The sequence below is a fragment of the Paenibacillus ferrarius genome (assembly GCF_002027705.1).
Lineage (GTDB): Bacteria > Bacillota > Bacilli > Paenibacillales > NBRC-103111 > Paenibacillus_E > Paenibacillus_E ferrarius.
In genome coordinates, this window is sequence record NZ_MBTG01000066.1 from 78827 (window position 1) to 92043 (window position 13217).

Below are 13217 nucleotides of genomic sequence, written 5' to 3' on the forward strand. Positions count from 1 at the left end.
TGCTGTAATCCATCCTTCAACTTGTATACTTTAACAAACATTCATTGTACACCATTTATTGACTTAAATCGATCTTTTCAATCAAATCATGCAGTTCTTTTTGGGAAAATTGTTGGAATTGATCTTGCTCGAGTGCGGCGCGCAGCTGCTCTTTCACAGCGTCAAAAGATTTCACGGAACGGCTGTCCACTTTAATCAAATGGTAGCCAAATTGCGATTCGACAGGCTCGCCAACCGTGCCAACCGGCTGTTCAATCGTGGCTTTCTTAAATTCAGGAACCCATTGGTTCACATCAGCGTCCGCATATAAGCCGCCGTTATCTTTGGAACCTGGATCATCGGAATATTCTTTGGCTAGCTTCACGAAGTCATCGCCGTTTTTCAGTTTTTGCTGCACATCTTTGGCAATTTTGAGCGCTTCTTCTTTGGTCCGAGTCTTGCTGCCGTCTTCTCCTGAGGTTAATCCAATAAGGATATGTCGCACGGAGGCGATCGTGAATGCATTTTTATCCACTTTGAGGGAATCCTCATATTTGGCTTTTAATTGCGCATCAGTAATGCTGGATTTGATCACGTTCTGAGCGCATAAGCTGCCCACTAAGAAGTACTGAAGATCTGTTTCCGTTACGTTTGCTTTTTTCAGGTCTTCCAAGAATTTAGCTTCGCCAAACTGTGCTTTCCATGTGCTGATCTGTTTAGCCGCTCCGGCTTTGGCAGCAGTTTGATCAGCATCAGAAGATCTGCTGTAGAGGATGCGGTTTTGGATCAATTCCGTAACCATGCTCTTCTGATATTCAGGATCATCCTTGGATGTACTGTGAGCGTTATTGAACAGTGCCTGCAACGCAAAAAAAGTATCAAACTCACCTTTGGTCACTTGTCCACCTTTGTAAGTAGCGACGACACGATTCGGATTATTGCCTATCCAGACGGTTTCATTGGCTTCATCCCACTCGACTTTTTTGCCAAGTGCTTCACTTACGAAGCGAAGGGGTACATAAGTAGAGCCTTCATAAATGAATGCTTTTCCTTCGGTTGGTGCTTTTTCGACGCCATCAAACATATACTTTAGGCTTCGGAATGCTACATCGATTTGGCTGCTTGCCGCAAAAGCGACAGTCCCGCTAATTAATGAACCAATCGTTATGCCAACGACGAGTCCTTTTACTTTGTCTTTCATCATTTCATTTCCACCTTTCAGTCAGTTGTCATCCTATTAATTCACCTAAGGCCGTGTATTTTCCTTTTTTTAATCAAATGGAATTGAAGGAATTCTTTACCTGCTTGTTGTATTTGTAGAGTAAGCGTTTATTGTTGCATAGAGATTCGAATCAAAACGTTGGATTTAGGAGGTTAACATGGGGGCAAATGTTGGTATACCCAGCTCAGAAGACTTATTTCTGCTTCATGAAGGATCCCTTTACCAAAGCTATCGCATCCTAGGGGCGCATGTAAGCAAGACAACCGGGCAAGAGGGAGTTCGCTTTACCTTATGGGCACCTCATGCCAAACAGATTTATTTGCTTGGTGATTTTAATCAATGGCAATCTGGGGCACACCCCATGGAAAGAGTAAGCACACTTGGCGTTTGGATGGTATTTGTGCCAGAAGCAGGTGAAGGCGATCATTATAAATACGAGATTCATAGCCAGACAGGTCAAGTTCAGTTGAAAGCTGATCCCTATGCCTTTTATTCCGAATTACGACCAGGCACCGCCTCGCGTGTCGTTGATTTGGACGGATATGAGTGGCAGGATCAAAGCTGGCAGCAGCTCAAAAAAGAAGTGCCTGCCTACAATAAGCCGCTTGCTATTTATGAAGTACACTTAGGGACATGGCGCAAGAAAGATCGCCACAGTGAAGATTTATATACATATGAGCAGCTGGCAGGCGAGCTTGTGGATTATGCAGCTGAAATGGGATATACCCATATTGAATTAATGCCGCTTGCCGAGCATCCGTTTGACCGGTCTTGGGGCTATCAAGCGACAGGCTATTATTCTGTAACGAGCCGGCACGGTTCTCCGAAGGCGTTCATGCAATTCGTTGATCGCTGCCACCAGAAGGGGATTGGCGTCATTATGGACTGGGTGCCAGGCCATTTCTGCAAAGACAGTCATGGACTTCGGCAGTTCGACGGAAAACCCCTGTATGAATATGAAGATCCTCGCAAAGCGGAAAAGCTGGAGTGGGGGACGCTCACGTTCGACTTCGGGCGACCGGAGGTGCAGAGTTTCTTAATTTCTAATGCTGTTTTTTGGATGGACATGTATCATATTGATGGCATTCGTGTGGATGCTGTAGCTTCTATGCTTCATTTGAATTTCGGTAGATGGAATGAAAAGCCGATCAAGAATCAATGGGGCGGGGATGATAATCCCGAAGCGGTGGCATTTCTACGCAAATTGAATCAAGTGGTATTCTCCTATTTCCCAGATGCTTTAATGATGGCCGAGGATTCGACGGATTGGCCGCTCGTTACAGCACCGGTTCATGACGGAGGGCTTGGATTTAATTACAAGTGGAACATGGGCTGGATGAACGATATGCTTCGTTATATGAAGCTTGATCCGATTAACCGCAAATATCATCATAAGTTAATTACGTTTTCGTTCATGTACACGTTTAGTGAGAATTATGTGCTTCCTTTTTCTCACGATGAGGTCGTACATGGCAAACGTTCACTCTTACATAAAATGCCGGGAGATTACTGGCAGAAATTCGCAAATCTACGTGTTCTTTATGGTTATATGTCAGGCCATCCAGGCAAAAAGCTGTTGTTCATGGGCAGTGAATTCGGTCAATTCGACGAATGGAAGGATCAGGAGGAAGTCGACTGGTTCTTATTGGACGGCTATGAAAAGCACCAGCAAATGCATCATTTTGTGAAGTCACTCAACCAATTTTACTTGGATGAACCTGCCTTGTGGCAGTTGGATCATAGTTATGAAGGCTTTCAATGGATTAATCCGCATGATGAAAGCCAAAGTGTTGTGACTTTCATGCGCAAAGGGAATTTGCCCGAGGATGACTTGATTCTGGTCTGTAATTTCACCCCGGTCGTTCATCCCGATTACCGTATTGGTGTTCCCAAGCATGGCGTCTATGACATTGTTTTTAACAGCGATGATCCTGCGTATGGTGGATCTGGACAAGGCAACAAGCTTCCGATTACAAGCGAACAACGCCCATGGCATAATTTGCGTCATAGTCTATCCTTGTGTATTCCGCCGCTTGCGGCTGTTTATATAAAATGTAGAAGTGAATTCCAAACTGTGATTGACGAAGTTGAAGGGGGAAATCAGATATGCGCAGTAAAGAGTGTGTTGCCATGCTCCTCGCTGGAGGAGAAGGACGAAGATTAGGCGTTCTGACGAACAATTTGGCTAAGCCAGCCGTGCATTTTGGCGGGAAGTATCGGATTATTGATTTCACCCTTAGCAATTGCACGAACTCAGGAATTGACACTGTCGGTGTTCTTACGCAGTATCAGCCGCTGGTACTCAACACGTATATCGGCATTGGAAGCTCATGGGATTTGGACCGTAAATATGGCGGTGTCACGGTACTGCCACCCTTCATGGAGCAAAAAGGCGGCGATTGGTACAAAGGCACAGCCAATGCCATCTACCGCAACATTGGTTTTATTGAGCAATATGATCCTGAGTATGTCTTGGTCATTTCAGGTGATCACATTTATAAAATGGACTATGATCTCATGCTGTCGTATCACAAAGAGAAGAAGGCGGATGCTACCATTGCTGTTATTGAAGTGAAATGGGAAGAAACCAGCCGCTTCGGGATTATGAGCGTGAATGACAAACAGGAAGTAACTGAATTCGCAGAAAAACCAAAAGAAGCTAACAGCAACTTGGCTTCGATGGGTATCTATATTTTTAACTGGAGTGTACTGAAGGCTTATCTGCTTGAAGATGAAGCTAATCCGAACTCCAGCAAAGATTTCGGTAAAGATATCATTCCAATGATGTTGAAAGATGAAGCAAGGATGTTCGCGTATCCTTTCGAAGGGTACTGGAAAGACGTCGGTACGATCGACAGCTTATGGGAAGCGAATATGGATCTGTTGGATGATAAAAATGAGCTCAATCTGAACGATAAAGATTGGCGTGTTTATTCCCAGAATCCCTATCAGCCAGCCCAATATATTGCTCCAACGGCTAACATCAAGCGTTCGCTTGTGAATGAAGGCTGTGCGATTTTTGGCGATGTTGATCATTCTGTGTTATTTTTTGGCGTGCAGGTAGGCGAAGGCAGCCAAATCCGCGATTCTGTCATCATGCCGAATGCCAAAATTGGCAATAACGTCACCATACATAAAGCTATTATTGGTGAAAATACGGTGGTTGAAGACGGGGCTGTCGTAGATGGCAACGGGGAAATAGTACTTATCGGCGGCAATGAACGAATTACAGCGAACGCCATTCAGAAGGGATGATATCAGATGAAACATGTGATGGGTGTCATTAATTTAGTAAATGAACCGGATGATTTGGAGGAACTGACTTATTTTCGCTGCCCGGCTTCGGTGCCGTTCGGAGGACGTTATCGGTTAATTGATTTTACCTTATCCAATATGGTTAATTCAGGAATTGATAATGTGGCCGTCTTCACCCAACACAAATATCGTTCGTTAATGGATCACCTGGGGTCCGGCAAAGAGTGGGATCTGGACAGAAAGCGCGGCGGTTTGTTCGTACTGCCATCTGTGATGGATGAGCCTACAGGAATTTCCCGTGGCGACTTATATCAATTCTACAGCCACCGCGACTATTTCTATCGGGGGAAAGAGGAATTGGTCATTATTTCACGCAGTCATATGGTGTGCAACCTTGACTTGCGCGACGTGGTTCGCTATCACGAAGATTCACAAGCCGACATTACGGTTATATATAAACAGACGGATGAAGAGATTCAAGGGAAATTTCGCCGCCTAGCTGTGAAAGAAAGCGGTCAAGTGACCCTTATGGAAGATCACACGGGACGTTTGCGGACCAACAATATATCGATGGAAATGTATGTGATGAGCAAAGCATTGCTGCTGGATATGGTTGAATCGTGCTTAGCGCAAGGATATGATCATCTGGTTCGTGACGGTATCATGAAGAACATTGATAAATTGAGTGTTTATGGGTATAAATTCGAAGGCCACGTGGGCATCGTTAATTCGATCCAAGGCTACTATAAGCACAGTATGCAGCTTCTGAATCCTGCCATCTGGAGAGAACTATTCTTCCAGAAGAATCTGATTTATACCAAGGTCAAGGATGAACCGCCGGCCAAGTACTCGGATTCCGCAGCAGTGAAGAACACGCTTCTGGCGAACGGCTGCATGATCGAAGGCAAGGTCGAGAATAGTATCCTGTTCCGTGGTGTGAAAATTCGTAAGGGTGCTTATGTGAAGAACAGCATCATTCTTCAGAACTGTGAGATCGAGGAGAATGTGATTATCGAGAATGCCATTCTGGATAAAGATGTCTTCATCAGCCGCGGCCGCGTGTTGACAGGTGACAACAAAGCGCCATTCATCGCAGCGAAAACGAAAGTGATTTAGTCTGGAGGAGTGGGAAGATTGAAAGTACTTTTTGCCGCATCAGAGGCTGTACCTTTTATTAAAACCGGAGGTCTGGCTGATGTCATTGGCTCACTGCCGAAGGAACTGAGCCAGCAAGGTCTGGATGTCAGAGTGATTCTGCCGAAGTATGGCGATATCCCAGCCAAGTATCGGGAGGCTATGACGTCGGTCGTCACGTTTGATATTTATGTCGGTTGGCGCAAGCAGTACATCGGGATTGACGTGCTTGAACAGGATGGCGTTACGTTCTATTTCGTGGATAATGAATTTTACTTCAAACGACCTGGTATTTATGGATACGGCGATGAAGCTGAGCGATTCGGCTTCTTCTGCAGAGGCGTGATTGAGGCCCTGCCGCTGCTTGATTTCCAGCCGGATGTTATTCATTGTCATGATTGGCAAGCCAGTATGATCCCTGTTTTGCTGAAAGCTCACTATCAGCATTTGCCTTTCTTTAACCAGATCAAAACGGTAACGACCGTTCATAACCTGAAATATCAAGGCGTGTTTGATCAATCGCTCTTGAAAGATTTGTTCGGTTTGTCTGACGATCATTTCACGGGCAATGCGCTTGAATTGCACGGCGGCGCCAGTTTCCTCAAAGGCGGACTTCTGTACTCGGATCGTTTGACTACGGTGAGTCAGACTTATGCCGAAGAAATCCAAACGCCTTATTACGGGGAGTATTTGGACAGCCTGCTGCGGCACCGGAAGGATCAACTGCAAGGCATCGTCAATGGCATTGACTATGACATCTTCGATCCGATGACGGACCCGCACCTTGTGGTGAATTATCGTGATTCTTTACCCAAGAAGCAGCAAAACAAGCTGGCTCTTCAGGAGCGTTTGGGCTTGCCGGTGGATGGAGATGTCCCGATGATTGCCTTGGTTACGCGTCTTGTGCAGCAAAAAGGGCTGGATCTTATCCAGCACGTGCTTCCAGAGATACTAGGTTTGGATATCCAACTCGTAGTGCTGGGTACAGGGGAAGCGGGCTATGAGCAAATGTTCCGCTACGCCGCTCAGACACACCCGGGTAAAGTGTCGGCTCAAATTAATTTCGATGAAGCTTTGGCTCATCAAATTTATGCGGCTTCAGACATGTTCTTGATGCCTTCGCAGTTCGAGCCTTGCGGCATAGGCCAATTAATTGCCCTCAGGTATCGATCAGTCCCTATTGTAAGAGAGACAGGCGGGCTCAAAGATACGGTCCAACCGTACAATGAGTTTACTGGAGAAGGAACTGGTTTCACCTTCAGCCATTATAACGCGCATGATATGCTGCACACGATTCGCCGAGCTGTATTTTTCTACAAGAATGATCGAGATGCTTGGTTGAAAATGCAGCAAAATATGAAAAAGGGCGATTTCAGTTGGAAAAAATCAGCTGCGCAATATATGGCACTTTATAAGGATATGGTGAAATAAATGTTCTAAACAAGGACTGGGGGCTTATGGCTTCCAGTCTTTGCTTTTCAGAATACTCTTGCTCCCATTACGCGGATAAGGGCTTTTTCGTATTTGGCCTATTTGAGGTATAATGGGTATCATTGGACAATGAAATGGTGGAGTTGAATTATGTACTGGTACTCACACGCACTTACGTTTTTATTCGTTATTAATATTTTGCTTGCGATTGCGGTTGTTTTTTTGGAACGGCGAAATGTAGCCGCAACATGGTCTTGGTTGATGGTGCTTTTGTTCATTCCTATTTTAGGATTTATTCTATATGTGATATTCGGACAAAATCTAAGCCGCAGAAAGCTGTACAAATGGAATCGCCGCATGCTGGAAAGGGTTCAAACCGTTATTTCCGAGCAGCGGGAACAATTGATGGATGGGACACTGCCTTATATTGATCCTATGGTAGGCCAGTATCGAGATTTAATTTATTTGAATGTGGCTACGAATGATGCTTTCCTAACGCAAGACAACGGGGTACATATTTTTACAGACGGCGTAGCGAAATTCAGTGATTTATTAATGAAAATTGAAGCTGCTGAATCGCATATTCATATGCAGTATTACATCGTGAAGAATGATTCTTTGGGACAAAAGGTGATGCAGGCTCTGACTAAAAAAGCGGAACAAGGCGTTATTGTCAGGTTCTTGTACGATGATATTGGTTCACGATCATTGAAGGATTCGTTTTTTCGGGACTTTCTGAAAGCAGGGGGTCAGAAGGCGGCCTTTTTTCCATCACGAATTCCTTATTTGAATTATCGGGTGAATTATCGGAACCATCGCAAGCTTGTCATCATTGATGGTCAGATTGGTTATATGGGCGGCTTCAATGTGGGCAACGAGTACCTTGGGTTAGATCCGAAATTTGGCTACTGGAGAGATACCCATTTGCGTTTGACGGGCAGTGTAGTCAGGGCGCTGCAGTCCCGATTTATTCTCGATTGGAATTTAGCTTCAGAAACGATGATGGAACTGGAACCGTACTATTTCCCAGATCCCAAAATAACCGAAGAACCGGCACAGGTGCCTATGCAAATTGTGGCAAGTGGACCAAACGAAGCTTGGCCTCATTTTGTGTATACCTTTTTGAAGATGATTCATATGGCGAAGAGTCGAATTTTGCTGCAAACGCCTTATTTTATCCCGGAAGAAAGCATGCTGAATGCTTTGCGAATAGCAGCTTTGTCAGGGATCGAAGTACGCATCATGATTCCACAGAAAGCAGATCACTTATTCGTTCATTGGGCATCCTTGTATTATGTAGGTGAGCTGCTGCGCGCAGGGGTGAAATGTTATTTGTATGATCAAGGCTTTTTGCATGCGAAAACGATCGTTGTCGATGGCAAAGTTGCTTCCGTGGGAACGGCCAATTTCGATATTCGCAGCTTGCGGCTTAATTTTGAGACCAATGCCCTTATGTACCATGCGGAAACAGCTAAAAAGCTGGAAAATACGTTCTGGAAGGACATGGAAGGGTGTATGGAGTTGACGCTTGAGGAATACGATAAACGCTCACTGCGCATTCGTTTTCTGGAATCTGTCTCTAAGTTAATATCTCCTATTCTATAGTTTGTTCTGGTTTTGGGATAGCCCTAATGATTAGCGCTGGCTTGAAAGAATCCCTCTGGCATCCATTTGCATGCAAAAGAACCGTCAGGAGGTTTCCTGACGGTTTTCTCATTTAATAGGAATTAGTAAACAGTTTCGCCATTGTCATAGTTAAACTGCCACTGGATACCGAATTTATCTTCCAAGTTGCCATAGCATTTGCTCCAAAAAGTTTCTTGCAGCTCCATGCCTACTTTTCCGCCTTCTTTTAGCTTATGAAAGGCATTTTGGACTTCTACCAAGTTGGGACTGACCAGCGATAAGCTGATATTGTTTCCAGCTATATAAGGCATGCCAGGGAACGTATCAGAGAACATGACTGTGCTGCCGCTAATGCTCAGGCGAGCGTGCATAACCAAATTCTTGGCTTCTTCTGGAAGCGGGTAGGAAGGATCTTGAGGGTTGTCTCCAAATGTCATAATGTTGGGCTTCTCTAAGCCGAATACTGAGGCATAATACTCAACGGCCTCTCGACAGTTTCCTTTGAAATTCAAATAAATATCCAATGACATTCATTTCACTCCTTCGCTTTATTGGGTAGAAGATGTACCTTCCAAATTGTATCATTTTACAGTTCTAAAGCCAATGTTAGAGGCACAGCCCGCATTAGGGCAAACGCACAGAAAAGGCTGCCTAAGGCAGCCTCATTTACCGCGATGTTTTTCTTTTGCTTTTTGAACTCTGAGTCGGTTAGTTTCAAACGAACCGCCCCCTTTGCTCCAATCAGAATGCGGGACATCCCAAGGGGGGAAGGTTACTGACAAGGGATACTTTGTATCCGCATGCGTCCGGACTACCAACCGGAACTGTGTTTTGGCATTCTGCTTTTATTATCCAAAAATCACATCTCTTTTTCAAGCGGTATATCACATGCAGTTTGGGGTCAAAGTAGGAAAGAATAAGTGAAAAGGAATGTGATCATGAAGGAAACCATAGTCGCGGACATTACCAAACCGAAAAGCAGAAGATGTCTTTATCATTTTACGAGAATAAAAAATTTGCCGGCAATGGCTCATTTCGATACGTTGTTCTCCAGCTATATGCTCAATCCCGTCCTGCCAGGAGAACGCCGAACTTCGGCTTTAAACGCAATATACAAGGAACATGCGATCACGATTAATGCTCATTTGAGAATTCCAGACAGTATGATAGATCCGTCTACTTCACAGGAGCAATTTCGAGCGTGTATAGATCGGCATGTATTTTTTTGGCCAACGTTGAAGGATTGTCAGAAAATGCTAGCTACTTATACAAGAAGAGAGCCACATGAAGGGTTTGCCGTATTAGAATTTGACGCGAGCGCACTACTGCTTGCACACTATTCCGAAGTGAAGTTATCCAAATATGACTCCGGAAGCTCACCGCGGTATCCCAAATCCTGTTCCTACAAGAAAAGTCCTGAGATGTTCCTACCCCTGAACAGTTATAAGACGGTTAAAAATCATCTTGTACCTACAAAAGCTTCCGAAATTCGAGAGGTAGTTGTCGAAGATCAAGTTACTTTGATCTCACATTATTTACGAGCTGTATATGCAGATCATAGGGAGGCAATACCGGCAAGATGGGAGAGTTTGGTGAAGCCGCTGGCTAATTTACAACAAGAGAACATGTGAAAAGCGGTCGATTCTGGGGCGTAGTTATACAATTGTGCTGCTCCTCTAAGTAAACTCAGCATTTTTGCGTATTCACAAATGGGCAATATTCATATATACTCCACTATATCGATAATGATAATCAGTATCATTCAAGGGGAGAGTATAATGAAACACGCAAGAACATGGGTAAACATTACAGCTGTCTGTGTGATAACCTCGTTATTTTTAGCTGGCTGTGGAGCCGGTAACGATACAAAACAAGGGGGAAGCAGTCCAACAGCCGCACAATCTACCGAAAAAGCTGTTCAAACTGCCGCGCCCGATCGGATTATGAAAGATGCCATGGGACATGAGGTTAAGGTTCCAGCTCAGCCCAAGAATATCATCGCGCCATTTCTGGAAGATTCCATGACTGCTATAGGGGTTAAGCCTGCTGCACAATGGTCCGCCGCTGGTGAGCCGCAGCTTTATTTGCAAAATGTGCTTAAAGATGTGCCAGTTCTTGATATGAACGGAGGTCTTAAACCAGAGCAAGCTCTAAGCCATAACCCTGATTTAATCATTATGCTCGCGCCTACTTATATGAAGAATGGTACCTATGAAGAGTTTTCCAAGATTGCTCCTACCTTTGTGCTTTCTACGAATGAAAATGACTGGCGCGGCAACTTGACGAAGCTTGGCGAAGTCCTTGGCAAAACGAGTGAAGCGGAGCAAGCTCTGAAGAAGTACGATCAACAGCTGAAGGAGTCGAAGGAGAAAATTCATGCGGCAATTGGCGACAAAACGGCTGTATTATTGCAATCGGCTGATGAAAAAGGATTCAAGTTGTTCGGAGCTAATTTCTACAGCGGCAACATGCTCTATCAAGGATTCGGGTTTAAGCAGCCGAAATTGTTAAAAGGTGATTATGATACTTATTCGTTAGAAGCATTAGCCCAGCTAGATGATGTTGATTATATCTTCGTCTTGTCAGGCAAAGGTCGTGCTAAAGCACCGGTTGATAATCCGCTATGGAAACAGCTTCCTGCGGTGAAACAAGGCCATGTTTATGAAGTGGACTCAGGTCATTGGTTCAACCAGAACGCGATTGCCAATAAATTGATTATGGATGATGTTCTGCGTTCGTTGGTTAAATAATAGAAGCTTATGAGAATAGATGAGACCAAATCCTTTTTAGAGAATGAAGAGCTGCTTTTCAAGCTATGGTTTAAATTAATTGGGGTTGAACGGTTAACGGAGCCACAGCTGAAATCGCCGCATGAGCGGGATTTTATTGAAAGCGATTCGCTAATGTTCATTGTATCCGATACGAGTGAAGGCCGTCTTGTTGTTAACGGGCAATACTATCCTTTGCGCCCCGGTGCTGTGTTCCTATGTCGGCCGGGCCAGCTGATTGAAGCGGGTTTGCATGCTGGAAGGGAGCTTGGGCTGACAATTTTACGGTTTCAAGCGTATGAAATGAAATCAGCCTCCGAACAGACGGCTGTGGCACATGCGATACATAATTTCCCTGTGGAAGGCGAAGCCATCATGCTGCCCGCAGCTGCGGTGCTGCCTTTATGCAAAACGATTGCCGCGACTTGGAATAATGGCAGCTTAGCAGACCGTTTTAGCAGTGAAGCAGGATTCCACGAATTGATTGGACTTGTGTTAAAACATGAAGAGCAGAAGACGGCCATGGCGCTGGAATATGCTAAGGGACAGCTTGAACGTGATTTTGCCCAAGAAATTACAATTGAACAGCTCACGGCAAACATTGGATGGAGTCGATTTCATTTCATGCGCCTTTTTAAAGAAAAATTCGGTAAAGGTGTTATTGAATATGTGACAGAGCTGAGATTGAGCGAGGCCAAAAAGCTGATGAGGGAGATGCCCGATTGTACGCTTCGCGATATTGCTTTTCGTGTAGGGTATAAGAATGAGACGTACTTCAGCAACCTCTTTAAGAAGCATATGAGCGTAGCACCTGCGGTTTATTTGAAACAGGCACATTTGAAAATAGCTGCATACAGCTGGGTAAATATCGGTCAATTATTGGCGCTGCAAATCATCCCCTATGCTGCTCCATTGGATCATTATTGGACTGACTACTACCGGAGTAGATATGCTTTTGATGTGTTGGTGCCGTTAAGCCATCATTATGATTTCAATCGTGAGTCTTTGAGAAAAATGCAACCGGATTATATTATTGGAATCGATTGTTGGATTGAAGCGGACGAACAAAAAAGGCTGGCGCAAATCGCGCCTGCGCTATTCTTGCCATGGGACAAAAGCTGGCGAGAGCATCACCAATTAACGGCAGAGTTTCTAGGTAAAACAAAAGACGCTGAGAAATGGCTCGATGCTTACGATCAAAAGGCAAAGGGGATCCATAAATCCATTAAGATGATCTTGAAAGATCAATCGGTTCTAGTTGTCGTGGTTCACAATGAGCGATTATTAATATGGGGACGTCGTGCTGGAACAGTTTTATATGATGATCTTGGGATTGTTCCCGCAGAGCATATAGACCAGATTGGATGGACGAAGTCAGTTGAAGTCCGGGACCTTGCTGATTTGGATGCAGATCATATTATTATGAACATTTCCAAGGATCCTATTTCGCAATCAACATGGCAGCTAATTTCCAAACAGGAGGCTTGGAGGGATCTTAAAGCTGTGAAGAACAAACAAGTTCATTTTACTTCTGGCCTGACTGGCTTGGAAGCTCCTTGGAATGAGTACAATGCTTTTGGTCATGATCGCTTTATGCAACAGATTAGTCAGTTATTTCATAATTAGAATTTCATAAAAACTGTTCTCTCCTTGCTTCCAATGTAGGGATTTGAGCGGTTTTTTTGCTATTCCCCCAAATTGAGGATGCTATAAGACAGGCATAAGTTGATATGGATGTTTTCCACGCAAAATATGCTTTTTAAGCCGGTCATGATAGTTGCAAAGATAGTCTCTCTCCAAGA

11 protein-coding genes are annotated in these 13217 nt (G+C 44.4%); 8 read left to right on the top strand and 3 right to left on the bottom strand.

The window, feature by feature from the left end:
* Positions 1-55 precede the first annotated feature (55 nt).
* Positions 56-1183 (bottom strand): peptidylprolyl isomerase, encoded by a 1128-nt coding sequence (locus BC351_RS37705; RefSeq protein WP_079420827.1) that lies wholly within the window; start codon positions 1181-1183, stop codon positions 56-58.
* A gap of 175 nt (positions 1184-1358) precedes the next feature.
* On the opposite strand from BC351_RS37705, the gene glgB reads away from it, so the two are divergent.
* The 5 genes from glgB to cls all read left to right on the top strand — a co-directional run bounded on the left by glgB (position 1359) and on the right by cls (position 8626).
* On the top strand, positions 1359-3365 hold the full coding sequence (gene glgB / locus BC351_RS37710; protein WP_079420828.1) for a 1,4-alpha-glucan branching protein GlgB: 2007 nt from the start codon (positions 1359-1361) through the stop codon (positions 3363-3365).
* On the top strand, positions 3308-4456 hold the full coding sequence (locus BC351_RS37715) for a glucose-1-phosphate adenylyltransferase (protein ID WP_079420829.1): 1149 nt from the start codon (positions 3308-3310) through the stop codon (positions 4454-4456). Before glgB ends, BC351_RS37715 begins: the two co-directional genes overlap by 58 nt.
* Before the next feature lie 6 nt (positions 4457-4462).
* The gene (gene glgD, locus BC351_RS37720; RefSeq protein WP_079420830.1) at positions 4463-5572 is read left to right on the top strand and encodes a glucose-1-phosphate adenylyltransferase subunit GlgD; all 1110 of its coding nucleotides are present in this window, start codon (positions 4463-4465) and stop codon (positions 5570-5572) included.
* An 18-nt stretch (positions 5573-5590) separates the two neighbouring features.
* Complete coding sequence (glgA, locus tag BC351_RS37725; RefSeq protein WP_079420831.1) at positions 5591-7021, top strand: glycogen synthase GlgA; 1431 nt, start codon at positions 5591-5593, stop codon at positions 7019-7021.
* Positions 7022-7171: 150 nt separating this feature from the next.
* Positions 7172-8626: a cardiolipin synthase gene (gene cls / locus BC351_RS37730; protein ID WP_079420832.1), complete on the top strand. Its 1455-nt coding sequence runs from the start codon at positions 7172-7174 to the stop codon at positions 8624-8626.
* A gap of 122 nt (positions 8627-8748) precedes the next feature.
* On the opposite strand, the gene BC351_RS37735 is transcribed toward cls, so the two are convergent.
* Both BC351_RS37735 and BC351_RS44055 read right to left on the bottom strand, forming a co-directional pair.
* Positions 8749-9177: a VOC family protein gene (locus BC351_RS37735; protein ID WP_079420833.1), complete on the bottom strand. Its 429-nt coding sequence runs from the start codon at positions 9175-9177 to the stop codon at positions 8749-8751.
* A 56-nt stretch (positions 9178-9233) separates the two neighbouring features.
* Positions 9234-9365 carry a hypothetical protein gene (locus BC351_RS44055; RefSeq protein WP_279628406.1) on the bottom strand — a complete coding sequence of 44 codons (132 nt, stop codon included), beginning with the start codon at positions 9363-9365 and terminating at the stop codon, positions 9234-9236.
* Between the two features lie 220 nt (positions 9366-9585).
* Between BC351_RS44055 and BC351_RS37740 the strand changes: the two genes are divergently transcribed.
* The 3 genes from BC351_RS37740 to BC351_RS37750 all read left to right on the top strand — a co-directional run bounded on the left by BC351_RS37740 (position 9586) and on the right by BC351_RS37750 (position 13041).
* On the top strand, positions 9586-10278 hold the full coding sequence (locus tag BC351_RS37740; RefSeq protein ID WP_144028658.1) for a DUF7002 family protein: 693 nt from the start codon (positions 9586-9588) through the stop codon (positions 10276-10278).
* A 147-nt stretch (positions 10279-10425) separates the two neighbouring features.
* A complete protein-coding gene (locus tag BC351_RS37745; RefSeq protein WP_158082368.1) occupies positions 10426-11397 on the top strand; it encodes an ABC transporter substrate-binding protein in 972 nt (323 codons plus the stop codon).
* Between the two features lie 9 nt (positions 11398-11406).
* The gene (locus BC351_RS37750) at positions 11407-13041 is read left to right on the top strand and encodes a helix-turn-helix domain-containing protein (protein ID WP_079420836.1); all 1635 of its coding nucleotides are present in this window, start codon (positions 11407-11409) and stop codon (positions 13039-13041) included.
* The last annotated feature ends 176 nt before the right edge of the window (positions 13042-13217 follow it).